Annotated in this window: 21 protein-coding genes and 1 tRNA gene; 13 read left to right on the top strand and 9 right to left on the bottom strand. The window is 71.3% G+C overall.

Annotated features, from left to right (window positions below; genetic code table 11):
• Positions 1-147: 147 nt before the first annotated feature.
• Together JUB11_RS02850 and secA are read right to left on the bottom strand one after the other, a co-directional pair.
• Complete coding sequence (locus JUB11_RS02850; RefSeq protein WP_247886790.1) at positions 148-1,548, bottom strand: DEAD/DEAH box helicase; 1,401 nt, start codon at positions 1,546-1,548, stop codon at positions 148-150.
• A gap of 535 nt (positions 1,549-2,083) precedes the next feature.
• Entirely contained in the window at positions 2,084-4,810 is a 2,727-nt protein-coding gene (gene secA, locus JUB11_RS02845) for a preprotein translocase subunit SecA (protein WP_207455982.1), read from the bottom strand.
• Positions 4,811-5,162: 352 nt separating this feature from the next.
• On the opposite strand from secA, the gene JUB11_RS02840 reads away from it, so the two are divergent.
• The 10 genes from JUB11_RS02840 to JUB11_RS02795 all read left to right on the top strand — a co-directional run bounded on the left by JUB11_RS02840 (position 5,163) and on the right by JUB11_RS02795 (position 16,412).
• Complete coding sequence (locus JUB11_RS02840; protein WP_207455978.1) at positions 5,163-6,143, top strand: peptidylprolyl isomerase; 981 nt, start codon at positions 5,163-5,165, stop codon at positions 6,141-6,143.
• A 112-nt stretch (positions 6,144-6,255) separates the two neighbouring features.
• The gene (argJ, locus tag JUB11_RS02835) at positions 6,256-7,494 is read left to right on the top strand and encodes a bifunctional glutamate N-acetyltransferase/amino-acid acetyltransferase ArgJ (protein ID WP_207455976.1); all 1,239 of its coding nucleotides are present in this window, start codon (positions 6,256-6,258) and stop codon (positions 7,492-7,494) included.
• Between the two features lie 6 nt (positions 7,495-7,500).
• Positions 7,501-7,941, top strand: coding sequence for a (deoxy)nucleoside triphosphate pyrophosphohydrolase (locus tag JUB11_RS02830; protein ID WP_207455974.1), 441 nt, complete (start codon positions 7,501-7,503; stop codon positions 7,939-7,941).
• A 478-nt stretch (positions 7,942-8,419) separates the two neighbouring features.
• A complete protein-coding gene (gene recQ / locus JUB11_RS02825) occupies positions 8,420-10,288 on the top strand; it encodes a DNA helicase RecQ (RefSeq protein ID WP_211112414.1) in 1,869 nt (622 codons plus the stop codon).
• Between the two features lie 92 nt (positions 10,289-10,380).
• Positions 10,381-10,455 (top strand) — tRNA-Thr (locus tag JUB11_RS02820).
• A gap of 204 nt (positions 10,456-10,659) precedes the next feature.
• Positions 10,660-12,573 (top strand): MHYT domain-containing protein, encoded by a 1,914-nt coding sequence (locus tag JUB11_RS02815; protein WP_207455970.1) that lies wholly within the window; start codon positions 10,660-10,662, stop codon positions 12,571-12,573.
• 288 nt (positions 12,574-12,861) lie between these two features.
• Positions 12,862-14,640: a histidine kinase famiy protein gene (locus JUB11_RS02810; protein ID WP_207455969.1), complete on the top strand. Its 1,779-nt coding sequence runs from the start codon at positions 12,862-12,864 to the stop codon at positions 14,638-14,640.
• A 6-nt stretch (positions 14,641-14,646) separates the two neighbouring features.
• Positions 14,647-15,015 carry a response regulator gene (locus tag JUB11_RS02805; protein ID WP_207455968.1) on the top strand — a complete coding sequence of 123 codons (369 nt, stop codon included), beginning with the start codon at positions 14,647-14,649 and terminating at the stop codon, positions 15,013-15,015.
• A 157-nt stretch (positions 15,016-15,172) separates the two neighbouring features.
• Positions 15,173-15,481: a hypothetical protein gene (locus JUB11_RS02800; protein ID WP_207455967.1), complete on the top strand. Its 309-nt coding sequence runs from the start codon at positions 15,173-15,175 to the stop codon at positions 15,479-15,481.
• A gap of 7 nt (positions 15,482-15,488) precedes the next feature.
• Positions 15,489-16,412 (top strand): DMT family transporter, encoded by a 924-nt coding sequence (locus JUB11_RS02795; protein WP_207455966.1) that lies wholly within the window; start codon positions 15,489-15,491, stop codon positions 16,410-16,412.
• Between the two features lie 96 nt (positions 16,413-16,508).
• Here the strand turns inward: JUB11_RS02795 and JUB11_RS02790 are convergent, their stop codons facing one another.
• From JUB11_RS02790 to JUB11_RS02780, 3 genes are all read right to left on the bottom strand, one after another.
• A complete protein-coding gene (locus tag JUB11_RS02790; protein ID WP_207455965.1) occupies positions 16,509-17,792 on the bottom strand; it encodes a TRAP transporter large permease in 1,284 nt (427 codons plus the stop codon).
• Positions 17,792-18,391 carry a TRAP transporter small permease gene (locus JUB11_RS02785; protein ID WP_247886789.1) on the bottom strand — a complete coding sequence of 200 codons (600 nt, stop codon included), beginning with the start codon at positions 18,389-18,391 and terminating at the stop codon, positions 17,792-17,794. The genes JUB11_RS02790 and JUB11_RS02785 overlap by 1 nt, the downstream gene beginning before the upstream one ends.
• A 94-nt stretch (positions 18,392-18,485) precedes the next feature.
• The gene (locus JUB11_RS02780; protein WP_207456014.1) at positions 18,486-19,511 is read right to left on the bottom strand and encodes a DctP family TRAP transporter solute-binding subunit; all 1,026 of its coding nucleotides are present in this window, start codon (positions 19,509-19,511) and stop codon (positions 18,486-18,488) included.
• 144 nt (positions 19,512-19,655) lie between these two features.
• Here JUB11_RS02780 and JUB11_RS02775 point away from each other — a divergent pair, with 144 nt between their 5' ends.
• The gene (locus JUB11_RS02775; RefSeq protein ID WP_207455964.1) at positions 19,656-20,393 is read left to right on the top strand and encodes an OmpA family protein; all 738 of its coding nucleotides are present in this window, start codon (positions 19,656-19,658) and stop codon (positions 20,391-20,393) included.
• Here JUB11_RS02775 and tagF read toward each other — a convergent pair.
• Genes tagF through icmH form a run of 3 tightly spaced genes read right to left on the bottom strand, consistent with a single transcriptional unit; the run spans position 20,377 to position 24,369 of the window.
• Complete coding sequence (gene tagF / locus JUB11_RS02770; protein ID WP_207455963.1) at positions 20,377-21,042, bottom strand: type VI secretion system-associated protein TagF; 666 nt, start codon at positions 21,040-21,042, stop codon at positions 20,377-20,379. The two genes, JUB11_RS02775 and tagF, sit on opposite strands and share 17 nt — an antisense overlap.
• Positions 21,039-23,072, bottom strand: a complete 2,034-nt coding sequence (tssM, locus tag JUB11_RS02765; RefSeq protein WP_207455962.1) for a type VI secretion system membrane subunit TssM — start codon at positions 23,070-23,072, stop codon at positions 21,039-21,041. Before tssM ends, tagF begins: the two co-directional genes overlap by 4 nt.
• 7 nt (positions 23,073-23,079) lie before the next feature.
• Positions 23,080-24,369: a type IVB secretion system protein IcmH/DotU gene (gene icmH, locus JUB11_RS02760; RefSeq protein WP_207455961.1), complete on the bottom strand. Its 1,290-nt coding sequence runs from the start codon at positions 24,367-24,369 to the stop codon at positions 23,080-23,082.
• Positions 24,370-24,500: 131 nt separating this feature from the next.
• Between icmH and JUB11_RS02755 the strand changes: the two genes are divergently transcribed.
• Positions 24,501-24,836 carry an STAS domain-containing protein gene (locus tag JUB11_RS02755; RefSeq protein ID WP_207455959.1) on the top strand — a complete coding sequence of 112 codons (336 nt, stop codon included), beginning with the start codon at positions 24,501-24,503 and terminating at the stop codon, positions 24,834-24,836.
• A gap of 79 nt (positions 24,837-24,915) precedes the next feature.
• Positions 24,916-25,170, top strand: coding sequence for a hypothetical protein (locus tag JUB11_RS02750; protein ID WP_207455957.1), 255 nt, complete (start codon positions 24,916-24,918; stop codon positions 25,168-25,170).
• A gap of 152 nt (positions 25,171-25,322) precedes the next feature.
• Here the strand turns inward: JUB11_RS02750 and JUB11_RS02745 are convergent, their stop codons facing one another.
• The gene (locus tag JUB11_RS02745; RefSeq protein WP_207455955.1) at positions 25,323-26,270 is read right to left on the bottom strand and encodes a replication protein RepA; all 948 of its coding nucleotides are present in this window, start codon (positions 26,268-26,270) and stop codon (positions 25,323-25,325) included.
• Positions 26,271-26,373: the final 103 nt, after the last annotated feature.

Here is a 26,373-nt window from a genome sequence, read left to right as displayed (position 1 = left end):
TTCCGCAGTTGCGCTTCACTTCGCTCGCCGTGATCAGCTTACGATGGGACTTGCACCCACAAGAGAACGCCCATGCTGGGCGCACCAAGAAAAAGGGCGCGGCCCCGAAGGACCGCGCCCTTTTCAGGCGATGGCGTCAGCCGAGGCTCACCACTTGGTGGCGCGCGCCTGGGCCGGCTTGCCCTGGCCGCCGTCGCGGCGGGCATGGTCGGAACGGCCCGCGTTGCGGAAGCCGCCGCCGGCAGGCTTCTCGCCGTTCCGCTCGGCGCTGCGGTGCCACGGCTTGTCGCCGTTGCGCTCGCCGCCGCCGCCGCTGCGCTCACCGTTGCGCTGCCACGGCTTCGGGCCGCGGTTGCCCGCGGGGCGCCCGGCCGGACGGCCACCGCCGCCGGTGAAGGAACGCTGCGGCTCCAGGCCGGGGATCGTGTGGATCGCCAGTGTGGCGCCGGTGTAGCGCTCGATGCGGAACAGCGTCTCACGGTCGGCGCGCGAGGCGAAGGACACGGCGATGCCCGTGGCGCCGGCGCGGCCCGTGCGGCCGATGCGGTGGACATAGTCCTCCGCCGAACGCGGCAGGTCGAAGTTGATGACGTGCGTGATGTCGCGCACGTCGATGCCGCGCGCGGCCACGTCGGTCGCCACCAGCAGCCGGACCTGGCCGTTGCGCAGCCGCTGGAGCGTGCGGTTGCGCTTGAACTGGTCCATGTCGCCGTGCAGGGCGGCGGCGGCGTGGCCCGCGTCGTTCAGCTCTTCCGCCAGCGTGTCGGCGTCGCGCTTGGTCGCGGCGAAGATGATCGCCTTGCCGACCTCTTCCTGGCCGGCGAAGTGCATCAGCAGGCGCCGCTTGTGGTCCATGTCGTCGGCGTGGTGCAGGCGTTGCTCGACGTTGATCGCCGTGGCCTGGCTCTCGACGGCCACGCGCTCCGGGTTGCGCAGCAGGTTGCCGGCGAGCTGGGCCATGCGGCGGTCCAGCGTGGCCGTGAACAGCAGCGTCTGGCGCTCGGACTTGCAGGCCTTGGCGATGCGCTCGACGTCCTCGAGGAAGCCCATGTCGAGCATGCGGTCGGCCTCGTCGAGGATCAGCACCTCGACGGTGCTGAGGTCGATGCGCTGGCGCTCGATGTGGTCGATCAGGCGGCCGGGGGTCGCCACGACGACGTCCACCGGACGCGACAGCAGGCGCAGCTGCTCGCGGTAGGGCATGCCGCCGACCACGTCGATGATGTTCAGGCGCAGCGGCTTGGCGTACTTGCGAGCGGCCTGTGTCACCTGGCTGGCGAGTTCGCGCGTCGGGGCCAGCACGAGGATGCGCGGGGCAGCGATGCCCAGGCGTGGCAGGTCGGCGATGCGGGTCAGCGCCGGCAGCATGAAGGCCGCGGTCTTGCCGGTGCCGGTCTCGGCGGTGGCGAGGATGTCACGGCCGGTCAGCGCCGGCGGGATGGCCGCCGCCTGGACGGGCGTCGGGGTGGTGTAGCCCAGCTCGGCGAGGGCCTGGGCGACGTGGGCGTGAATACCGAGTTCGGCGAAAGTCTGTTCAGAAGACGACAAGGAGCAAAACCTTTCCACAGGCATGACGGCGCGAAGCGGACCGCGCCCCCGATTGGGGAGCGGTCTGGCGCCGGCGGATCTCGCCGGGAGGAGGTCGAAGAGGGAGAGGCGTCTTGCTGGGGAGCACGGCACGATGCCGCGTCAGAAACCTACCGCGTCTCGCTCAAGAGACGGACGAGCCTCCAGCGATCAAGGCCCCGAAGATAGGGTTTTGCGCCGCAACTTCCAAGGGTCTTCGCGACGCCGAAACGCCGCCGGACGCGGGTCAGCCATGCATGCGGAAAGGAGGGTTGACGATGGCGGGAGCGGCGGAAAATCAGGGGTTTGATCATCTGCGCGAGCGGTATCCGGTTGCGGGTGCGAGGGACGCTCGAGAGGGTCCGACGCCGTGGCAGGAGGCCGTCGGATGGGATGCCGCAGATGGCTTTAGTCACTTGTACGGAGTTATAGCGAGTTATAGGCACCCAACGAAAAAGGGACCGCCGAACGAACGGCGGTCCCTTTTTCAAAGCGGCGTCCTCCAACTCGCGTCAGGTCACGCGAGGCTGCCGTGGCAGTGCTTGAACTTTTCGCCCGAGCCGCAGGGGCACGGGGCGTTGCGCGGGGTGGCGGCCCATTCGGCCGGCATTTCGGCGCGGGCCGCCGGGGCGGAGGCGCGGACCATGCCGTCCGGCAGGGCGGCGCCCGCGGGCGGCAGGCCGGCGCCGGCCATCGCCAGGGCCGGGTCGTCGTGCCCCTCGTGCATTTCCGGCATCGGCCGGTCGTCGAAGGCCTCCGCGTCGCCGGCCATGCGGATCTCCACATGCATCAGCACGGCGGTGACCTGCTCGCGCAGCGCGTTCAGCATCGCGTCGAACAGCTCGAACGCCTCGCGCTTGTACTCGTTCAGCGGGTCCTTCTGCGCGTAGGCGCGCAGGTTGATGCCCTGGCGCAGATGGTCGAGCTGGAGGAGATGGTCCTTCCATTCCTGGTCCAGGATTTGGAGCAGGAGGCTCTTCTCCACGTGCCGCATCGTCTCGACGCCGTAGGCGGCTTCCTTCTCCGCGTATTTGGCGTCGGCGGCCTCGCGGACGCGCTCCTCGATCTCGGACTCGGCGATGCCCTCTTCCCGGCCCCAGTCCTTGACCGGGACGTCGAGCGCCAGCACGCGGCGCACCTCGGCGTCCAGACCCTCGATGTCCCAGGCCTCGGCGTAGCTGTTGGCCGGGATCGCGCGGGCGACCATCGCGGAGATCACCTGGTGGCGCATCTCCTGGATGGTCTCGGCGATGTCCGGCGCCTCCATGACCTCGCGGCGCTGCTCATAGACGACCTTGCGCTGGTCGTTCATGACGTTGTCATACTTCAGCAGGTTCTTGCGGATGTCGAAGTGGTGGGCCTCGACCTTCTGCTGAGCCTTTTCCAGCGCCTTGTTGATCCAGGGGTGGATGATCGCCTCCCCCTCCTTCAGGCCGAGGCGCTGGAGCATCGTGTCCATGCGCTGCGAGCCGAAGATGCGCATCAGGTCGTCTTCCAGCGACAGGAAGAACTTCGAGTTGCCGGGGTCGCCCTGGCGGCCGGATCGGCCGCGCAGCTGGTTGTCGATGCGGCGGCTCTCGTGCCGCTCGGTGCCGACGACGTAGAGGCCGCCGGCCTGCTTCACCAGTTCGCGCGCCTCGGCGACCTCGGCCTCGATCTGCTTGACCCGGGCGTCGCGCTCGGGGCCTTCCGGAAGGTCGGCCAGCTCCATGGCGATGCGCATCTGCACGTTGCCGCCGAGCTGGATGTCGGTGCCGCGGCCGGCCATGTTGGTGGCGACGGTCACGGCACCCGGCCGGCCGGCCTGGGCGATGATGTAGGCTTCCTGCTCGTGGTGGCGGGCGTTCAGCACGTTGTGCGGGATGCCGCGCTCGTCGAGCAGGCGGGAGAGCAGCTCCGACTTCTCGATGGAGGTCGTGCCGACCAGAACCGGCTGCATCCGCTTGCGGGCGTCCTCAATGAGGTCGATGATCGCGTGGTACTTCTCGGTCGCGGTCCGGTAGACCTCGTCGTCCTGGTCCTTGCGCTGGACCTGGACGTTGGTCGGGATGTCCACGACCTCCAGCCCGTAGATCTCCGCGAACTCCGCCGCCTCGGTCATGGCCGTGCCGGTCATGCCCGCCAGCTTCGGGTACATGCGGAAATAGTTCTGGAAGGTGATGGAGGCCAGCGTCTGGTTCTCGCGCTGGATGGTGACGCCTTCCTTGGCCTCGAGCGCCTGGTGCAGGCCTTCGGAATAACGCCGGCCCTCCATCATGCGGCCGGTGAACTCGTCGATGATGACGACCTTGTCGTCCTTGACGATGTAGTCCTTGTCACGCTGGAACAGCGTGTGGGCGCGCAGCGCCTGCTGTGCGTGGTGGACCAGCGCCACGTTCTGGATGTCGTAGAGCCCGCCCGACTTCAGCAGCCCGGCCTCGGCCAGCAGCTGCTCCATATGCTCCTGGCCGGTCTCGGAGAAGCTGACGGCGCGGTGCTTCTCGTCCTTCTCGTAATCCTCCGGCACCAGCATCGGGATCAGCCGGTTGACCGCCGTGTACATCTCCGAGCTGTCGGTCGAGGGGCCGGAGATGATCAGCGGCGTGCGCGCCTCGTCGATCAGGATCGAGTCCACCTCGTCGACGATGGCGTAGCTGAAGGGCCGCTGGACCATGTCCTCCAGCCGGAACTTCATGTTGTCGCGCAGATAGTCGAAGCCGAACTCGTTGTTCGTGCCGTAGGTCACGTCCGCGTGGTAGGCCATGCGGCGCTCGAAATCGTCCAGCCCGTGGATGATGCAGCCGGTGGACAGGCCGAGGAAGCCGTAGAGCCGGCCCATCATGTCGCTGTCGCGCTTGGCGAGATAGTCGTTCACCGTGACGACGTGGACGCCCTTGCCCTCCAGCGCGTTCAGATAGACGGCGAGCGTCGCCACCAGCGTCTTGCCCTCGCCCGTGCGCATCTCGGTGATGCGGCCCTGGTGCAGCACCATGCCGCCCATCAGCTGCACGTCGAAGTGGCGCTGCCCGAGCACGCGCTTGCCGGCCTCGCGCACCGTGGCGAAGGCTTCCGGCAGCAGCGAGTCCAGCGTTTCGCCCTTCGCGAGTCGGCTCCGGAACTCGTCGGTGCGCGCGCGCAGCTGCTCGTCGGTCAGCCGGGCGACCTCGGGCTCCAGCGCGTTGATCCGCTGGACGTTCTTTTGCAGCGCCTTGACGGTGCGGGTGTTGGCGGTGCCGAAAATCTTGCGGGCGAGCGCACCGAACATGGAAACCTCGGAAGCATGGAGCGTGGCGAAAGGCCGGCCTTGGACCGGTTTCACATAGGCCCATGCCCGGTTTCTGTCAATGAATGGCACCCCTGCCGGGGGCTGTCCCACGGATTCGACAGCCTTCCCGCCGGCAAGGGCGGCCGGCCACGATCCGGCCCGGATCCCGCCGCGATGCCGCCCAACTCCCGGCGCATCCCCTTGGGCCGGTTGTGAATCGCGCGCCGGACCGCTTGCCCCCCGCGCCGAACCCATGCTTAATCCCCGCCCGGACTTATGGGCACGGGGCAGCGGACGATGGCCCCGAGGCGGCCGTCCGCACTACAGACATCCTCGGGAAGGAAACTTCGTCATGGTGAACCGCATCTTCCGCACCGCCCTGCTCTCGATGGCCGCCTGTGGCCTCGCGCTGGCGGCCCACGCCCAGACGCCGGCGCCGGCCGCGCCTGCCACCACCCAGGCCCCAGCTCAGGCCCCAGCTCAGGCCAATGCCGCGGCCCCGGCCGGCGACCCCGTCGTCGCCCGCGTCAACGGCAAGGAGATCCGCCGTTCCGAGGTCATGAGCACGGTCGCGCAGCTGCCGCCGCAGGTCCAGCAGATGCCGCTGGAGATGATCTACCCCGCCCTGCTCGACCAGATCGTCAGCGGCAAGCTCGTCTCCGAGGCCGGCTACAAGGCCAAGCTCGACGAGAGCGCCGCCGTCCGGGAAGAGCTGAAGCGCGCCGAGGAGCGCGCCGTGCAGCGCGCCTACATCCAGCAGGAAGTCGCCAAGCGCATGACGCCGGACCAGCTCGACAAGGCCTACAAGGCCTATCTCGAGCAGAACCCGGCGCAGGAAGAGGTGAAGGCCAGCCACATCCTCGTCGCCGACGAGGCCGCGGCCAAGCAGATCATCGCCGACCTGAAGAAGGGCGGCGACTTCGCCAAGATCGCCAAGGAGAAGTCCCAGGACAAGGCCGCGGCCGAGCAGGGCGGCGACCTCGGCTACTTCACCAAGGACGCGATGGTCGAGCCCTTCGCGAACGCCGCCTTCGCCATGAAGAAGGGCGAGGTCAGCGAGACGCCGGTGCAGACCCAGTTCGGCTGGCACGTCATCAAGGTCGAGGACAAGCGCACCCAGCCGCAGCCGACCCTGGAGGAGGTGAAGCCGCAGCTGGAGCAGGACCTGTCGCGCGACCTCATCACCGCCCTGGTGGACGAGCTGCGCAGCGGCGCCAAGGTCGAGACCTTCCAGCTCGACGGCTCGCCGATGCCGGCGGAGCCCGCCGCCGCCCCGGCGACCGGCGGCCCGGCCCCGGCTCCGGCCACCGGCGCCGCTCCCGCCAAGCCGTAAAGGCCGCGCTTCCGGCCCTCCGGCCCGGATTTCCGGGACCGGGGGGCCGGCGTTCATTATTTTCATGATCCCCGCACAGCCGTCCCCACCAGCCACACGGATCAGCGCTCCCATGGCCAAGACCGCTTCCCCCCTGGCCCCCGCCGCCTTCCCGACGCTCCCGCCGGTGGCGGGCGTGCGCATCGCCACCGCCAACAGCGGCATCCGCTACAAGGGACGCGACGACCTGCTGCTCGCCGTGCTCGACCCAGGGACCAGCGTGGCCGGCGTGCTGACGCGCTCGCTGACCTGCTCGGCGCCGGTGGTCTGGTGCCGCGACAGCCTGCCCCGCGGCTCGGCCCGCGCGCTGGTGGTCAACGCCGGCAACGCCAACGCCTTCACCGGCAAGGCGGGCGACGCGACCGTGCAGGCGACGCTGAAGGCCGCGGCGGAGATCGCGGGCTGCGACCTGGACGAGGTCTATGTGGCCTCCACCGGCGTGATCGGCATCCCGCTCGCCCCCGACGCCATAGCAAAGGTGCTGCCCGGCATGGCGGCGGGTCTGGCGACGGACTCCGCCTCGCTGGAGGCCGGCGCCCGCGCCATCATGACCACGGACACCTTCCCCAAGGGCTCGACCCGCACCGTTTCGGTCGGCGGCACGAGCGTGACGATCAGCGGCTTCGCCAAGGGCTCCGGCATGATCGCGCCGGACATGGCGACGATGCTGGGCTTCCTCTTCACCGACGCAGCCATCGCGGCGCCGGTACTCCAGTCCATGCTGTCGGAGTTCACGGAGCGCAGCTTCAACGCCATCACGGTGGACGGCGACACCTCGACCAGCGACACGCTGCTGCTCTTCGCCACGGGCAAGGCCGGCAACGCCCCCGTCTCCAGCGCCGACGCGCCGGAACTGGCGGAGTTCCGCCGGGCGCTGGAGGAGGTGATGCTCGACCTCGCGCTCCAGATCGTGCGCGACGGCGAGGGGGCGACCAAGTTCGTCGCCATCACGCTGGAGGGTGCGGAGCATGACGCCGCCGCCAAGCGCATCGCGCTGACCGTCGCCAACTCGCCGCTGGTCAAGACCGCCATCGCCGGCGAGGACGCCAACTGGGGCCGCATCGTCGCCGCTATCGGGCGCGCCGGCGAACGCGCCGACCGCGACCTGATCAAGATCACCATCGGCGGCACGCTGATCTGCGCCGAGGGCATGGAGGTTCCGGGCTACGACGAGGCGCCGGTCGCCGCCCACATGAAGGGCCAGGAGATCGACGTCCACATCGACCTCGGCATCGGAACGGGCAAGGCGAAGGTCTGGACCTGCGACTTGACCCACGGCTACATCGACATCAACGGCAGCTACCGGAGCTGATGCGCCATGTCCTGCTTCGACCCGAACTCCACCCCGGCGCCGGGGTCACTGCCGGTGGTTCTGGTCGTCGCGGTGGCTCTGGTGGACCCGGACGGGCGGGTGCTGCTGGCCCAGCGCCCGCCCGGCAAGTCGCTGGCCGGACTGTGGGAGTTCCCCGGCGGCAAGGTCGATCCCGGCGAGACGCCGGAGGCGGCGCTGGTGCGCGAGCTGCGGGAGGAGCTGGGCATCGACACGGCGGCGAGCTGCCTCGCCCCCTTTACCTTCGCCTCCCACAGCTATGAGACGTTCCACCTGCTGATGCCGCTCTACGTCTGCCGGGTCTGGCAGGGCACGGTGACGGGGCGGGAGGGGCAGCAGCTCGCCTGGGTCTACCCGAACCGCATGGGCGACTACCCCATGCCGCCCGCCGACCTGCCGCTCGTGGCGATGCTGCGCGACCTGCTGTAGGGCGAGATCGCCTTACGCCGATTGAATGCCATCGCAGGCATTTGCAAAGGCCCTGGTTCGCGATATCTTATCGGAGGTAGCCGGCGGTTGCTCGCAACACCCGCCGGCCGCTCCCGGTGTTTAGCATTGGATCAGGCGGATCTCGATCCGCCATTTCCGCCACTGGAGCACCAGGAAGAAGGGCATTTTCTGCATGCCTCTTTCCTCCTTCGAAACGGCGGATGGCCCATCCATCCGCCGTTTTCACTTTACACACGCCCGGATGCATTCATCACCCTTTTCTCGCGCGGGGCGCGATGGGCCACTCTTGTCCTTTTGCGCGACCGGTTTGCGTCTTCACGGATGGGGCATTCTGTGCCACATCATAGGCGTCCCATCATAGGCATTGAGTAGGACGCTTCGGCACCGCCACCAGATTTAGAATCGCAAGGGCGTGGACTCTCTTTTTTCCATCTCATCGCAAGCGCCGGACCCGGCATTGGACGTGCTGCGTTCGGTGTTCGGCTATTCCGCCTTCCGCGGCCAGCAGGCGGAGATCATCGACCACGTCGTCCGCGGGGGCGACGCGCTGGTCCTGATGCCGACGGGCGGCGGGAAATCGCTGTGCTACCAGATCCCCGCGCTGGTGCGCGACGGGCTGGCCGTCGTCGTGTCGCCGCTGATCGCGCTGATGCGCGACCAGGTGACGGCCTTGCGCGAGGCCGGCGTGCGCGCGGCCTACCTCAACTCCTCGCTCGACCCGAACGAGGCGCGGGAGGTGGAGCGCGCGGTGGCGCGCGGCGAGCTGGACCTGCTCTACGTCGCGCCGGAGCGTCTGGTGACGCCGCGCTTCCTCGAGCTGCTGGACCGCACCGACCTGGCGCTCTTCGCGCTGGACGAGGCGCATTGCGTGTCGCAGTGGGGCCATGACTTCCGCCCGGAATATCTCCAGCTCTCGATCCTGCACGAGCGCCACCCGATGGTGCCGCGCATCGCGCTGACCGCGACCGCCGACGCCCAGACCCGCGCGGAGATCGCCGAGAAGCTGGGGCTGGGCGAGGCGCGCGTCTTCATCTCCAGCTTCGACCGGCCGAACATCACCTACCGGGTCGTGCCCAAGAAGACCGAGCGTCAGCAGCTGCTGGCCTTCCTGCGCGAGAACCACGCGGAGGACGCGGGCATCATCTACTGCATGTCGCGGGCGAAGGTGGAGGACGTGGCGGCCTGGCTGAACGCGCAGGGGCGCGAGGCCCTGCCCTACCACGCCGGCCTGCCCCCGGACGTGCGCGAGGCGAACCAGGACCTGTTCATCAAGGGCGAGGGCATCGTCATGGTGGCGACGGTCGCCTTCGGCATGGGCATCGACAAGCCCAACGTGCGTTTCGTCGCCCATCTCGACCCGCCCAAGAGCCTGGAGGCCTATTACCAGGAGACCGGCCGCGCCGGCCGCGACGGGCTCGCCGCCAACGCCTGGATGGCCTACGGCATGGCCGACGTGGTGTCCTTGCGCCAGATGCTGGAGCAGTCGGAGGCCGCCGACACGCACCGCCGGGTCGAGCGCGGCAAGCTGGAGGCGCTGCTGGGCTTCTGCGAGACGGCGACCTGCCGCCGCCAGGTGCTGCTGAACTATTTCGGCGAGCCCTTCCCCGAGCCCTGCGGCAACTGCGACACCTGCCTGGAGCCGGTGGAGTGCTGGGACGGCACGGTCGCCGCCCAGAAGGCCCTGTCGGCCGTCTACCGCACCGGCCAGCGCTACGGCGCCGGGCACCTGATCGACGTGCTGCTCGGCAACGCCACCGACAAGGTGGTCCAGCAGGCGCACGACAGCCTGAAGACCTTCGGCGTCGGCAAGGACCTCGCCAAGGCCGAGTGGCAGTCGGTCTACCGGCAGCTCGTCGCCGCCGGCTTCCTCACCGTGGACATCGAGGGCTTCGGCGGCTTCCGCCTGACGGATTCAGGGGTGGCCGTCATCAAGGGCCAGAAGCCGGTGAAGCTGCGCAAGGACCCGGTCCAGGAGCGCCGCCGCGGCGTCCACGACGCCCTGCGCCGCCATGTCTCGCGCGGCGGAAGCGCGCCCGGCGGAAGCGGCGGCGGCCTGTCCGCCGACGGCGTCTCCCGCTCCGGCGCGCGCGGCACGCTCAGCCCCGCCGACGACGCGCTGTGGCACGCGCTCAAGGACTGCCGCACCCGTCTGGCCCGCGAGCAGGGCGTGCCGCCCTACGTCATCTTCCACGACAGCACGCTGCTGGAAATGGTCGCCTCCCGCCCCCAGGACCGCGTCGGCTTCGGCCGCCTGCCGGGCGTCGGCGGCCGCAAGCTGGAACGCTACGCCGACGCCTTCCTGGAGGTGATCCGCGAGCAGGGATAGGCGCCGGGGGCTCGGCGGAGAAAGTGCGGACGGGACGAAAAAAGTCCCTTGCACCCCACCGCCCTCCCCGCTATGTTCCGCGCCACAACGACGCCGCAGTAGCTCAGGGGTAGAGCAACTGATTCGTAATCAGTAGGTCCGGGGTTCAATTCCCTGCTGCGGCACCATCGAATTCAAAGGCCCGACGCTTCAAGCGCCGGGCCTTTTCGCTTTCCGGCTTTCCTTTCAGCCGACCGAAAAGCAGCTGCCTGCACTTCAAGTTCTCCTCCCCATACCCCACTCCGGGAACCGCAGCCCCGCCGTCCGATTGATAGGACGCCGGCCAGCCGCCCGACCCGTTCCGCCGGCCGATGCAAGCCGGAGCGCGCCCCATGTCGACCCTTCTCGGCCACGACCCCGGCCTTGTCCTGCTGTCCTTCCTGATCGCGGTTCTGGCCTCCTTCACGGCGCTTGACCTCGCCAGCCGCGCGCGGGCGGCGCGGGTGCGGGAAGGGGCTTCCCGGTCGCTCTGGGCCTGGACCGCCGGGGCCGCTGCGGCCATGGGGGGCGGCATCTGGGCCATGCATTTCGTCGCCATGCTCGCCTTCGAGGCGGGCGTGCCGGTCGCCTACGATCTGCGGCTGACCGCCCTGTCCTTCGCCGCCGCGGTGGGAGCGACGGGTGTTGCCTTCGCGCTGATCTCCCGGCGCGGGGCGGGGCGGACGTTGGCCGGGGCGCTTCCGGCCGGGCTGGTGATGGGCGTCGGGGTGGCCGGCATGCATTACATCGGCATGGCGGCGATGCGCATGCCGGCGGATCCCTCCTACGCCGCCGCTCCGGTCGCGGCCTCCGTCCTCGTGGCGGTCGCGGCGGCGACGGCGGGGCTGTGGCTCTCGCAACGGCCGCATGGCGTCGGCCAGCAGCTGCTGGCGGCGGTCGTCATGGGGGTGGCCGTGGCCGGCATGCATTACACGGGCATGCTGGCCTTCACCCTGACGCCGCATGACGGGCCGGGCCATGGCGGACCGGGCCACGCCGCCGCGCAAGGCCTTGGCGGCCAGGTTCTCGCGATCGGCGTCACGGGTGCGGCCATGCTGATCCTGCTGCTGGCCCTCGTCGTCGCCTCGATCGACCGCAGGCGGGTGGAGGGAGCCCTGCGCGACGCCGAGGAGCGCTACCGCCTCGCGGCGCGGGCGACCAACGACGCCATCTGGGACTGGGACCTCAGGACGGACGAGATCCGCTGGAACGACGCCGTGCGGACCCTCTTCGGCTACCGCGCCGACGAGGTCGCGGCGGATGCCGGCTGGTGGAGGGAGCGCGTCCACCCCGACGAGCGGGAGCGGGTCGGCGCCGCCATCCGGGCGGCCATCCGGGGCGCGGAGTCGCACTGGTCGGACGAGTACCGGTTCCGCCGCGCGGACGGCAGCCACGCCGTGGTGCTGGACCGCGGCTTCCTGCTGCGGGACGGGGACGGGCGTCCCTTGCGCATGATCGGCGCCATGCAGGACATCACCGCGCGCAAGCGCTTCGAGGAGGATCTCGCCGCCGCGCGGGACGCGGCGGAGGCCGCGAACCGGGCCAAGAGCCAGTTCATCGCCAACATGAGCCATGAGCTGCGCACGCCGTTGAGCGCCGTCATCGGCTACAGCGAGATGCTGGAGGAGGAGGTCCAGGACCTCGGCGCCGGAACGATGCTCGACGATCTGCGGAAGATCGGCGCCAACGCCCGCCATCTCCTCTCCCTCATCAACGACGTCCTCGACATTTCCAAGATCGAGGCCGGCCGCATGGAGGTCCATGCCGAGGAGTTCGACGTCGAGGCGCTGCTCGGCGAGGCGGCCGAGGCCGTGCGGGCGCTCGCCGACCGCAAGGGCAACCGGCTGGAATTGCGCTTTGCGCCCGGTCTCGGGCGGATGCGCTCGGACCCGGTGAAGCTGCGGCAATGCCTTCTGAACCTGCTCGGCAACGCCGCCAAGTTCACCGAAGGGGGCCGGATCGTGCTGTCGGCCGAGCGGGTTCCGGCCGGCAGCGGCGGCTGGCTGGAGTTCCGGGTCGCCGACACCGGCATCGGCATGACCGAGGAGCAGACCGCCCGCCTGTTCCAGCGCTTCGTCCAGGCGGATTCCTCCGCGACGCGGCGCTTCGGCGGGACCGGGCTCGGCCTCGCCATCACCAAGGCCTTCTGCACCCTGCTGGGCGGCGACGTTTCGGTCCGGAGCAGCCCCGGCGAGGGCACCACCTTCACCATGCGGCTGCCCGCCGAGGTCGCGGCCGACCGGGCCAGGGTGCAGGAGAACGCCTGAGACGCCCCTTCCCGGACCGTCCGGGGAACCTCCCCCGCGCCAGCCCGTTTCACGGTTCCTTTTCCGCGACGGGCGCCTTGCTCGCCGACGAGGGGAGCGGCCCGGCATCCGGTCCTGCGCGCCGGGCGGCGGGCGGAACGAAAATCGACCATCCTGCCGTGCCTTCCTGCCCTTCGGCCTATTGATGCTAGGCACGCGTTTTTGGAAAAACACGCGCCGAGACATGGAAAGCGGCGGCGCACCAATGCCGCGGGCCGGGTTCCGGGCCCGGATGGACGGGAGTGACGGATGGCGGGCGACAGCGCAGGGAACACACCGGAGGCTCTGCCGCCGCTCGACATCCAGGGCAGCGGAACGGGCGACGGACCGGGGGGCGGCCAGAGCGCCGGCCGCCCGGCCGCGGGCGAGCATGAGGGGATGAGCTTTTCCCCACAGGGGGAGCTGGGCCTGCGCCACTGGCAGGAGAGCTACATCACCCGCCCCGGGCTGGACGACCGCGGCAACGTCTTCTTCGCCGCGGTCGAGATGACGCGCATGCCGATGACCGTCACCGACCCAAACCAGCCGGACAACCCCATCGTCTTCGCCAACCGCGCCTTCCTCGACCTCACCCTCTTCGACGAAAAGGAGGTTCTGGGCCGCAACTGCCGCTTCCTGCAGGGGGCGGAGACCGACCCCGACACGGTCGCGGAGGTCCGCGCCGCCGTCCGGCAGGAACGCGCCATCGCGGTGGAGATCCTGAACTACAAGAAGGACGGCACGCCCTTCTGGAACGCGCTGTTCATCGGGCCGATCTTCGACCAGGACGGCAGGATCCTCTATTTCTTCGCGTCGCAGATGGACGTGACCCGCCGCCGCGTGTCGGAGCAATCCTTCCGCCAGGCGCAGAAGATGGAGGCCATCGGCCAGCTCACCGCCGGCCTCGCGCACGACTTCAACAACCTCCTCCAGGTCGTCACCGGCAATCTGGAACTGGCGCTGGAGCGCACGGGCGAGGACCAGGAGCTGCGCCGCGCCCTGGAGCACGCCGACCGCGCGGCGCAGCAGGGCGCGCGGCTGACGCAGCAGCTCCTCTCCTTCGCGCGCAAGCAGCGGCTGGAGCCGCGCAGCGTCAATCTGAACACGCTGATCGTCGAGTTCAGCGAGATGCTGGTCCGCACGCTGGGCGAAGAGGTGGACCTGCGCCTCGATCTCAAACCGGGGCTGCCGGCCTGCACGCTGGACCCGGTCCATCTGGAGATGGCGCTGCTGAACGTGCTGATCAACGCGCGCGACGCCATGCCGGACGGTGGTCGGGTGACCGTCGCCACGGCGACGAAGACGCTCGACGCCAAGGCCGCCGCCCACCACCTGCCGCCCGGCCGCTACGCCGTTCTCTGCGTCCATGACGAGGGGACGGGCATGACCGCCGACGTGCTGCAGCGGGCCATCGAACCCTTCTTCACCACCAAGGGGCCGGGCACCGGCCTCGGGCTCGCCATGGTGCACGGCTTCGTCCAGCAGTCGCACGGCCGGCTGGAGATCGACAGCGCGCCGGGCAAGGGCACGACGGTGCGCATGTTCTTCCCCCTGGCCACCGAACGGGCCGTGCCGCCGCAGCCGATGGTCGCGCAACCGTCGCCGGACGCCGGCGGGGCAAAGGATGCGGGTGCCTCGGCGCGGACGATCCTCCTGGTGGAGGACAGCGACGACGTGCGCCACGTCGCCGAGGGCTACCTGCGCGGCCAGGGCTACCGCGTCCTGGCCGCCCGCAGCGGGGAGGAGGCGCTTGAGCTGCTGGAGCGTGCCGGCGGGATCGACCTGCTCTTCACCGACCTCGTCATGCCCGGCGGCATGAACGGGGTGGTGCTCGCCAAGCGCGTACGGGAGCGCCTGCCCGGCCTGCCGGTGCTGCTGACGACCGGCTACATGGACGATCTGGTCGCGGAGGGGGCCAGCGGCTCGGGCATGAGCGTGCTGAGCAAGCCCTACCGGCGCACCGAACTGGCCGACCGCGTCCGCACCGCCCTCCAGCCCGCCGAACGCACCCCGCCCGACCGGCCGGGCCGGCCCCGGAACGAGGGCTGAGCGGCGATGGCGCACATCCTGGTGGTGGACGACGAGGTGATGATCGCGATGCTGTTCCGCAGCGTGATCGAGGCGGAGGGCTACCGCGTCACCGTCGCCCATGACGGCATCGCGGCGCTCGAGGCCTTCGAGCGCGACCCGGCCGACGCCCTGGTCACCGACCTGACCATGCCGCGCATGGGCGGGCGCGACCTGCTGATCCGCCTGCGCGAACGCCACCCCGCGCTCCCCGCCATCGTCGTGACCGGCTACGCCGGAGCGGAAGACCTGAACGGCCGCCAGACGGCGGTCTTCAACAAGCCGGTCAGCCCCAAGCTGCTGCTGCAGCGGCTGGCGGAGCTGCTCGCCGACGCCGAGACGGTGCGGAACTTCTAGCCCCCCTCCCCCGGGTTGCCGCAACGCCCTCCCGCGCGTCCCCGCCCGGTCACATCCCTGCCCCTTGCGCCGGCCACGGCGACGCTTCAATAATCCGCCCTCCCGCGGCGGCCGGCTCCGGCACCCGTGGCCCCGAGAGATTTGAAGAGGTCCTTTCATGCGCGCCTTCGAAGGCCAGCATTCCGACAACGTCGCCATCAAGCGCACGCGCGAGCAGAAGCAGGCGCAGCTCGCGCAGCTCAAGGACCAGCTGGCGTCCCTGAAGTCGCACGCCGCCCCGGCCATCCGCGAGGCCATGGTCAAGCGCATCCGGGATCTGGAGGAGGAGCTGCGCAAGCCGGCCTCCGCCGATAGGCCGCGCGGGAATGGTCCCCGTGGTGATGGCCCCCGCGCCGACGGCCCCCGTGGCGGCGGGCCGCGTGGCGGCGGGCCGCGCGGCGAGTCCCGCGGCCCGCGGCGCGGCTGATCCGGCCATGGCGCACGCCAACGGCGCCCCGCGCGGGCTGGTCGACCGGCTGTTCGACCAGTTGTGGCTGATGATGATCATGCCGCCGCTCTTCTGGGCCGGCAACGCGGTCATCGGCCGCGCGGCGGCGGGCGTCGTCCCGCCGGTCGGGCTGGCTTTCTGGCGCTGGTTCGTCGGCGCGCTGATCGTGCTGCCCTTCGCCTGGCCGCACCTGCGCGCCGACGCCCGGACGCTCGCCGCCCGCTGGCGGATCGTGCTGGTGCTGGGGGCGCTGGGGATCGGCGTCTTCAACACCTTCCTCTATCTGGGGCTGCGCACCACCACGGCGATCAACGGCGTGATGATCCAGTCCGCCATGCCCGTGCTGATCGTGCTGATGAGCCTCGCCCTGTTCCGCGACCGGGTGACGGCCTTGCAGGGGCTGGGCATCCTGGTGTCGCTGGCGGGTGCGGCCACGCTGATCGCGCACGGCGATCCCGGCGTCCTGCTGCGGCTGGAGTTCAACGGCGGCGACCTCTGGATCTTCGTCGCGGTGGTCTGCTACGCCGCCTACACCGCCCTGCTGCGGCGCCGGCCCGCGGTCCATCCCCTGAGCTTCGTCGTCGCCACCTTCCTGGTAGGGGCGGCGCTGCTGCTGCCCTTCTACCTGTGGGAGACGGCGTCGGGCTTCCCCATGCCGCTCTCGCCCCAGGCGCTGGGCAGCATCGCCTACACGGCGGTCTGCGCCTCGATCCTGGCCTATCTCTGCTTCAACCGCGCGGTCGCGCTCGCCGGAGCGAACGTGGCCGGCCTGTCGATCCATCTGGTCCCGGTCTTCGGCAGCCTGCTCGCCATGCTGCTGCTGGGCGAGCAGCCGCACCTCTACCACGCCGTCGGCATCGCGCTGATCGCCGCGGGCATCGTGCTCGCCTCGCGGAAGAAGCCCGCCTGACGGCACATCTCCCGGCATTGTCGGGACAGGAACGGAAAAGGCCGGTCCCCGAAGGAACCGGCCTTTTTCTTTGCGCGGACGCCGGCGCCCGCCGGCTTACTGGTAGCCCAGCCTGTGCGGCAGCCAGAGCGACAGTTCCGGCACGAAGGTGACGAGCATCAGCGCCACGACCATCGCGCCGACCATCCACAGGGACCAGCGCACCGTGGCCTCCATCGGGATGTCGGCGACGCGCGAGGTCACCATCAGGTTCACGGCCATGGGCGGGGTGAACTGGCCGATGGCGAGGTTCATGGTCAGCATGACGCCGAACCACACCGGGTCCCAGTTGAACGCCTCCATGATCGGGGTCAGGAGCGGCAGCAGGATCAGCAGGATCGACACCGCGTCCAGCAGCATGCCCAGCCCGAGCAGCGCCACGTTCAGCAGCAGCAGGATGATCACCTCGTTGCCGGTCGCCTCCATGGCCGCCCTGGCGACCGCGTCGAAGGCGCCGAGCGTGCTGCCGGCCCAGGCGAAGACGCTGGACAGCGCGATGATCAGCAGCACCACCGCCGACATCTCCGCCGATTCGGCCAGCGCGTTGTACAGGCCGCGCCAGGTCAGCGCGCGGTAGACGAACAGCCCGACCATCAGCCCGTAGAAGACCGCGACCACCGCCGCCTCCGTGGGCGTGAAGGCGCCGGTGCGCAGGCCGCCCAGGATGATGAAGGGCGCCAGCAGGCCCCAGATCGCCCCCTTGAAGCTCTGCCAGAAGGGCGGGCGCGGCCCGGTGTCGGCCAGCCCGAAGCCGTGGCGGCGCGACAGCCAGATGGTCGGCGCCAGCAGCGACAGGCCGGCGATGATGCCGGGAACCAGGCCGGCGGCGAAGAGCGCCGGGATCGAGGCCGCGGGCACCAGCACGCTGTAGATGATGAAGGCGACCGAGGGCGGGATCAGGATGGCCGTGGCCGCCGCCGCCGCGATGACGCTGGCGGAGAAGGCCTTGGGGTAGCCGGCGCGCTGCATGCTGGGAATCATGACGGTGGCGACCGCCGCCGCGTCGGCCGGGCCGGAGCCCGAGATGCCGCCCATGACCATGCAGACGAGGATTGCCACCACCGCCAGCCCGCCGTTGCGGGCGCCGACGATGGAGGACGCGAAGGTCACGATCCGCGCGGCCACGCCGGCGCGCTCGAAGATCACGCCGGCGAGGATGAAGACGGGGATCGACAGCAGCGGGTACTTGGCGATGCCCGCATAGACGTTGGTCGGCAGCGACAGGATGCCGAGCTGCGCCTCCAGGATGGCGAGGGTGCCGGCCAGCCCCAGCGCCACCGCGAGCGGCGCGCCGACGACCAGCAGGGCCAGGAAGCCCAGGAACAGGGTCGGGATCGCCATCACGCGCGCCCCTTCCAGATCGCGCGCAGGCGCAGCAGGACGCGGACCATCATCACCACGAACAGCACCGGCATCCACACGGTGTAGAGCCATTGCGGGTTGCCGAGGCCGGGCGAGGTCTCCTCGAAACGCCACTGGTCGTAGGCGAGCCGGCCGCCGTACCAGACGAGAAAGCCGAACATGACGAAGGCGGCCGTCCAGGCCAGGAGGTCCGCCGCGCGCCGGGCGCCCGCCGGCAGCAGGCCGGTGAAGAAGGTGATGCGGATGTGCCGGTCCGCCGCCACCGCCGCCGAGGCGCCGAGCAGGGTCATCACCACCATGAGGAAGATCGAATATTCCTCGGTGAAGGCCAGCGACACGTCGGTCAGGTAGCGCACGACCACGTTGGCGAAGGTGATGAGGCAGAGCGCCGCCATGGCCAGGGCGGCCAGCGCGCGTTCGACCGTCTCCGGCCCGGCCGAGGATTCGGAGGCGACCTCCGGGCTCGTGCCCGGCAGGGGGGCGTGGGCGGGCTCCGCATGGGCCGCGTTCGGCGCCGCCGCCCCCGGCCGGGCCTGCGCCCCTTCGCCCATCAGGGCGGTGCTCGTGGCGTTGCTCATCGACTGTCTCTGCAGCTGTCTCTTTTTTTCTTCTGAAAAGCATATCCCCACCCCCTCCCCGGCAGGGGAAGGGGTGGGGAGGAGATGATTGGACTTACTTGCGGTTGGCGATGGACTCTTCGGCCGCCTTCACGAGGTCGGGGCCGACGGTCTTCGTCCACTTCTCATAGACGCCGCGCGTCGCGGCCTGGAAGGACTTCTGCTGCTCGGGCGTCAGCCGGACGATGGCGACGCCGTTGCCCTCGATCTCCTTCAGCAGGCTGTCGTCCTCGGCCGTGATGCCCTTGCGGGCGATCGCCACCTCCTCGGCCGCGGCCTGGAGTGCGGCGGCGCGGACGGCCTCCTGGTCCTCCTTGGACCAGCTGTTCCAGACCTGCTGGTTCACCACGAAGATCAGCGGGTCGGCGACGTAGCCCCAGAGCGTCAGGTGCTTCTGCTCCAGGCTGTGCAGCTTGGCGCCGACGAACACGCCGATCGGGTTCTCCTGCCCGTCCACCGCACCGGTGGACAGCGCCGGCTGGGCGTCGGCCCAGCTCATCTGGGTCGGGTTGGCGCCGAGTGCCGTGAAGGTGTCGAGGAACAGCGGCGAGCCGACAACGCGCAGCTTCATGCCCTTCATGTCGGCCGGCGTGACGATCGGGCGCTTGGAGTTGGAGACCTCGCGGAAGCCGTTCTCGCCCCAGGCCAGCGGCACCACGTCCTTGGTGGCGAGCAGGTCGAAGAGCTGCTTGCCGACGGGACCCTTGGTCAGGGCGTCGATGGCCTTGTGGTCCGGCATCAGGAACGGCAGGGCGAAGAGGTTCAGCTCCTTCACCTGCGGCGACCAGTTGATGGTCGAGCCGACCGCCATGTCGATGACGCCCTGGCGCAGTGCGGTGAATTCCTTGGTCTGGTCGCCGTTCACCAGGGCGGAGCCCGGATACATCTTCACATTGATGCGCCCGCCGGTCTTCTCCTTGACCAGCTCGGCCCAGCGCTCGCCGCCGATGCCCCAGGGCGTCGGCTTGCCGAGCACGGTGGAGAGCTTGTATTCGGCCTTGTAGTCGGCCGCGGCCGCGACGCCCGGCAGCACCAGAGCGGCCATGGCCAGACCCGCGAGCACCGCCTTGAACCTAGACATCATTTCTTTCCCCCGAGCACGCATAGTACGCAAGATAGAGGCTGGATGGTACAGATCCGCGCACGACTATTCCATGTTGAATTTGCTGGCCCAACGGTCCATCGCGGCAGGGCGGCCATGCGGGAAGGCGGAGACGGGTTGAAAATGGTTGGGTTGCAACGGTTCCGGCAGGGCGTCGCGGTGGCTGTGACAACGTGCCTTTTCCTGCCGGGATTGGCTCCGCCGGGACCGGGTTTCGCCCAGACCGCCGTCCCGCTCGGGCCGAATCCCAGCGAGTGCGAGATCCAGGCCGCACTGCTGGGTGCTGCCGGGCCGGGCTGCCCGCCGGTGACCCTGCGGCGCCCGCCCCCGGAGCCGCCGGCTCCCCCGGCACCGCCCGCGCCCCGGCCGGCCCAGGCCGCCAGGCCGGCCGGCGCCGCTCCGCCGGAGCCCGCGGCGGTCCCCGCACCCTCCCCTGCCCCGGTTCCGGTCCCTCCCCCCGCCCCGGTTCCGGCGGCGGCTCCCCCGGCCGCCCTCCCGCCCCGCCCGGCGGCGCCGGCGCTGAGGGCGAGCTTCCGCATCGGCTTCGCGCTGGACTCCGACCGCATCACGGCGGACTCGCGCGCCGTGCTCGACCGGGTGGGCGCGGTGATGGCCGCCCCCGGCGCCGAGGGCGTGCGCTTCCGGATCCTGGGCCACTCCGACGCGCGCGGCGGCGACGCGCACAACGACGACCTGTCCCGCCGCCGCGCCGAGGCCGTGGCCGCCTACCTCGTGGAGCGGCACGGCATCGCGCCGTCGCGGCTGGAGACGGCGGGCATGGGCTCGCGGGAGCCGCTGGATCCGGCCGACCCGCGCGCGGCGGCGAACCGGCGGGTCGAGATCGTCAATCTGGGGGAATAGCGTCCAGGTCGTCCCAGCCCCGGCTCGCCCAGGCGCCGTCCAGCAGCGCCACGAAGCGGGCGGCCGACGGCATGCCCGCGCAGCTGAGGATCGTCGGCGCGCAACGGCCGTCGCCGCGGGTCCACCACAGGCTCGCCCCTTCCGGCACCGGCCCGACCAGCCGCTCGACGACGGAGGCCGGCAGGGCGCGCCGCTCGACCTCCGGCCGGCCGAGGATCGCCATGCGGGCGGGCAGCGCGTCGAGGTCGGCGCCCTCCCGGCAGGCCGCGGCGGCCACGGACTCGGCACGGGCGAGCCAGCCGGCGCAGGTGACGGGAAGGGCGGCGAGGGCCACCGGGCCGGCGGAGGGGCTGCGCAGGGCGGCCGCCACCGTGAAGGGATAGAAGCGCCCGACCCGGTCGAGGCTCGGCATCAGCACGCCCACCAGCGGCGCGTCCCCGCACAGCCCCGCCGACAGGGCGAAGCGCCAGACCGGCGCCTCGGCGGCCGCCCGCTCCCAGCGCCCGCCGAGCTGCCGCGCGGCCTCGGCCAGCCCCTGCGACAGCCAGCCGTCCCAGGGGTCGAGGATGCCCCGCGGCAGCCCGTGGCCGACGAAGTCGCCGCGCGCCGGCACCTTGCCGTGATAGCCCACGGCGAGGGCAGCGCTCATGGCGTCCCGCCCCCGCCGCTCGACTCCGGGTCCTCCGGATTTCGGCCATCCGGCGTCTGGTTCAGCAGCTCGGCGACGCGCCCGGCCAGCCTCTCGTCCAGAGGCACCGGCGCGAAGCCGACCTCCAGCAAGGTGGCGAGATGCGCGCCCAGCGCGCGGTGGGCGGCCTCCAGTCCGGTGTCGGGCAGGATCTGCAGCCAGTCCTCGGCCATCCAGTCCGCCAGGAAGGTCCGGTCGACCGGCTCCCGCCCGCCGACCATGCGGTAGGCGCGCAGCGCGCTGCGGAGCTGGGCGGGCACGGCCCAGCCGGTGCGGAGCTGCTCCTCCAGCCGCAGGACGACGCGCGACAGCAGGATCGTGCGAAGGGCGCGGTGGTAGACCTCCGCCGCCGGCCGGGCGAGCCGCGCGCCCTGGTCGAGCCCGGCGGACAGGAAGAGCGGCCGCGCCCCGTCCCCGGCGGCCAGAGCGCGCAGCCCGTCCAGCGCCGGCAGCACGGCGGCGAAGTCGGTGTCCTCCACCCGCGTCAGGGAGCGCGGCGCGCTGTCCAGCGCCCGCAGCGCCTCCGTGACCTGGCCGATCCCGGCGGCGGCCTCCTCGAGCCGCGCCCGCTCCGCGCGCCAGGCGCCGAGCCAGGCGAGCGCCACGGCCAGCCCCGCCGCGACCGCCCCGCCCGCCGCCAGCATGCGCCGGCGGCGGCGGCGCCGCTCCAGCGCGCGGTCCTCCCCGGCGAGGTTGGCCTCGGGGAAGACCAGCTCGGGCAGCAGCCGTTCCAGGAAGTAGGTCGGGGCGGGATCCTCCGCCGTCCGGCCGGGCTGGGTCGCGCTGCTGAAATAGATGCCGCGCAGCAGCGGCGCCTCCTCCCCGGCCTCCGACCCGAAGACGGTGTCCACGAGGTCGGCGAGCGGCCCCTCCAACTCCGCGACGCGGAGCGGGAAGGCGAAGGTCTCGCTGCGCCGCCGGATGTCCGGCTCCTGGTGCAGCCGTTCCGGCAGCCGCTCGTCCAGCCGCCGCAGCAGGTCGGCGAAGCGGGCGCGGAAGGCGCCCGGCAGGCCGCGCGCGTCCTGTTCCGGCGGGAAGGTCAGGCCCCAGACCTGGGCGCGTTCCCTCCGGTCCAGCGTGTCGAAGAAGCTGTCGAACCCTTCCAGCAGGTCGGCCTTGGTCAGCATGAGATAGACCGGCACCCGCAGGCCGAGCCGGCCGCGCAGCTCCAGCAGCCGCTGGCGCAAGGTGATGGCGTGGTCGCGCCGTTCCGCGTCGCTCCAGCCCGTCAGGTCCGAGAGGCTGACCGTTGCGAGCACCCCGTTCACCGGCTGGCGCGGGCGGTGCGCCTTCAGCAGCTCCAGCAGCCCGGCCCAGACCCGGTTGTCCACCGGACGGCGGCTGTCCTGCGTGGTGTAGCGCCCGGCGGTGTCGATCAGAACGGCGTGGTCGGTGAACCACCAGTCGGCGTTGCGCGTGCCGCCCAGCCCGTGCAGGGGCTGGCCCAGCCCTCCCCCCGCCATTTGCCCGTGCCCCTGGCCCGCCGCCGGGGCGAGCGGCGCGCCGAGCCGCGCCCGGCTCAGCGCCGTGGTCTTGCCCGATCCCGGCGCGCCGATCACGAGGTACCAGGGGATCTGGTACAGGTAACGGCCGCCCAGCCGGGCGGAGAAGCGCAGGGTCTTCAGCCGGTCCAGCACGGCGTCGAGCCCGCCGCGCACGACGCCCAGCTCGTCCAGCGAGGCCTTCAGCTCCGGATCGCGGGACGCCGCAAGCGCCTCCACGAGACGGGCGTTGGCCGCGCGCTCACGGGCATCGATGCGGCGGTTCAGAAGGACCCAGGCGCCGAGCGCCGGCAGGGCGGGAACGGCGCGGGGCAGCGGGGCGTCCAGCCCGGCCACGGGGCCGAGAAGCCAGCCGGCCCCCGCCAGGGCCGCCGCCCCTAGGAAGGAGACGCCCCAGCGCCGGCGCGGCGACGCCGTCCGGGGGGCGGCCGGGCCGGACGGAGGCCGGCTGTTCGAAAGGTCGGCGGGCGGAATCGGTGATGCGGGCATGGCCGGCCTATCGCGGGTAGAGGCGGACATCGACGCGCGGCCCCCCGCCGACGGCGGGCGCGGGGCGGGCCTCGACGGTCAGCCGGCCGGCGCCGGCATGGCGCTCCAGCAGGAGACGGACCGATTCGGCGCGGGCGCGCGCCAGGGCCAGCCCGTCGCCGGCCCCGTCCGGCTCGGCGTAGCCGATGACCAGCAGGCGGCCGGGCTCCGCCGCCAGCGCCTGCCCGACCCGGTCCACGACGGCGCGGTGCCGCGCCCGCAGCGCGTCGCCGCCCGTGGCGAACATGCCGGGGCCGGAGACGCGGACGACCAGCGCCCCGTCGTCGGCCGCCAGCACCGCCACCGCGTCGCCGCGGATCTCCGGCGCCAGCGCGGCGGCGACGCGGGCGGCGAGCGCCGGACCGGCGCTGGCCGGCGGCGGATCGAAACGGGCGATCTCCACCGGCCGGGCGGGCAGCAGCCCGGCGATCCGCCGCTCCAGCTCCGCGCGGCTCCTGTCCAGGTCGGCGGACAGGCCGGCGTGGAGCAGCCCCGCCAGCAGGGCGACGGCCGCCGCCGCCGCCGCCCAGCCCGGGACGGTGAGCCCCAGCGGGCGGAACCGCTCGCGCACGCCGCGCCAGCCCGGCGACAGCGTCCGCGACCGCTCGCCGCGCATCCGGCGCAACACGCGGTACAGCTCGTCGCGCAGGTGCGACAGGTCGTGGGACCCGCGCGCGCGCAGGCGGTGGTTGCCCTCGAAGCCGAGGGACAGGCAGGCGTAGAACAGCTCCAGCTCGCGCCGGTGCAGGCGCGGGTCGCTCAGCATGCGGTCGAGGAAATCGAAGAAGCGCTGCGGCCCGCCGGCGCCGGGCTCCACCACCGAGAGCAGCCCTTCGCGGATCCAGGGGCAGCGCCCGCCCCAGGGCGTCGCGCGCAGCACGTCGTCCACCGTGGCGCAGAGGGCGAAGCGGCCGACCCGCACCTCGTCCGCCCCGATGCCGGCGCGGGTGGCCTCCTCCTCGAAGCGGGCGAGGTCCTCCAGCAGCGGTGCCCGTAGCGCGTCGGGATCCTCGTGGCTGAGCCGGTCGCGCAGCCGCGCCACCCGGTCGAGCAGCGGGGCCGCCGCCGTCAGCAGCGGGTTGAGGGAGCCGGCCAGCCGCGCCTCGAGGGCGGGCGCCCCGTCAGCGCCGGACGCCCTTTCATCGCCGAACGCGGAAGCAGCGCCGGACAGGGGCCGGCCCGGACGCAGCGGAGCCGCGCCCCCCTCCCCCGCTCCAGCCCCCATCCCCGCCCGGGTCAGGCTGTCCTCCGCCGCCATCGGCCCCGCCTCTCTCACCTTCCGCCCCTTGCCAGACGGATCGTCGCATAGGATGAAGACGGTATAGCAGCCCGGAGGCGCTTCCCGAAAGGCGCGGGAAGCGGAGGGCGGTCCGGCGGAGGAATGAGTGCGTGGAGATCCGGGAAGAACGGCGTGGCGGCGTCCTGGTCCTGGCGCCCGCCGGGCGGCTGGACAGCGGCACCGCCGCCCCGTTCCAGGCGGCCCTGCTGCGCGCCGTCACGCCCGGCCCGTCGAAGCTGGTTCTGGACCTCGGCGGCCTCACCCACATGGCGCCCGCCGCACTCCGCGCCCTGCTCGTCGCCGGGAAGGAGGCCAAGCCCGCCGGCAGCCGCATCCTGCTGGCCGCCCCGGCGCCCGCGCTGCGCGCCACCTTCGCCGGCAGCGGCCTCGCCGCCCTGTTCGAGATCCACCCGACGGTCGAGGACGCGCTGAAGGCCCTGGCCTGACGGCTCCCCGCCAACCGTTTGGCCCGCCGCTTGCTTTCCCGCCCGGCAACGCCGTCACGGGAAGGAGCGCTGAACGCCCATGGCCAAATTCGACCTCTACGTCGTCCGCCCGCCGGAAGGCCGGGCCACCGTGACCGCCATCCCCGAGGAAAAGACCCAGGAGTCCCTGGCCGCCCTGCGCAGCCTCAGCCGCTCCGGCTGCGTCGTGAAGCCCCTCGGCGACGTCCAGCTCTCCTTCATCCGGCGCTCCGAAGCGCAGATCAAGCTTGAGCTGGTCGTCCGCAACATGTTCGCCGCCTCCAGCTACAAGCCGCCGGTGTCCATCGTCTGGTGACGGCCGCGTGGTGAGGACGGCCCGGAACGGCCATTCCTGCCCGGCAGATTTTTCCCGCCAAGGCAAAGCTTGCCGGGCCGGGTTTGGAGTTTGGCGACGCCCGGCTGCGCGCCGATGCCTTTTGGAGATCGGCGACAGCCAATCCCGGCCCCTCACCCCGCGATGGCCCGCCGCACGGCCGGGCGCTCCTCGATGGGCGGGGGGGACGGCCTCAGGATGATTTCCTTGTCGGAGAGGTCCACCTTCGCCTCGGGGTAGGCGGACAGGGCGAGCTGGAGGTTGTCGAGGAACTTCGGGCGGAAATGGGCCAGCCGCTTGTAGCCGGCGCCGAACTGTTCGTAGGCCGACGCGATGCTGACGCGCATGGGGGCTTCCAGCACATGCAGCCGGTAGGCGAGCCAGACATAGAGGTCCAGCCCCAGCGAGTGCTGCGACAGGTGGCGAAGCGCGCTCTCGCGCACCGGCATGGGGTGGGCGTGCAGGGCGGAATAGAACTCCTCGCTCAGCACCACCGGCTCTTCGAACATGTCGGACTGGCGCCCGTCCACGTTGGCGATCTCCAGCCCTTTGACGAAATTGGTCTTTTCGAACTTGATGGTGCGCTTGCCCTTGGCCTCCCAGTCGAAGTTCAGGCCGCAGGCCTCGATGCGGCGGCACTGCTCGCGGATCGACTTGAAGGTCTGGCCGCCGACGCTGAGCCCCATGGTCTGGAGCCAGTTGTTCATGGAACGCCCGAGCCGGATCTCGCGGGATTCGGTCTTGATCGCCTGGCTCTGGATGTAGAACAGGATCATCCGCGCCCGCGCGCCGTAGGGCACGCCGTACTTCACGTTCTGGCGCTGCGGGCCGGTCGGCAGATAGCCGGGGGTGAGGGTCAGGCGCGCGCTGCCGTACCAGCGCTCCCAGATCTCGTCGGGGCCGAGGTCGCTGTGCGGCAGGCTGGTCATGCAGAAGCCGGTGAAGGTGTAGGAGGCGCTCTCCCGCTCCTCCGCCAGCATCTCGGCGACGATGTCCACCATGCGCCGTTCCTGCTTGGTCGCGACCATCTCCGCCGCGCGCTCCCGGCCATGCTGCACCACCAGTTCGACGATCTTCGACATGCCCTGCCCTCCGCCCCGTCACCGCATCCAACCATGGCCGCCAGGGTGGTCGGCGGGGGGTGCCCTGTCAATTTGGAGATCGGCGACGGAGCTATTTGAAACC

The organism is Azospirillum sp. SYSU D00513, assembly GCF_017356015.1.
In the GTDB taxonomy this organism is placed as follows: Bacteria; Pseudomonadota; Alphaproteobacteria; order Azospirillales; family Azospirillaceae; genus Azospirillum.
Note: the sequence above shows the minus strand (reverse complement) of the source record. Positions and strands in the feature narration are given on the sequence as shown.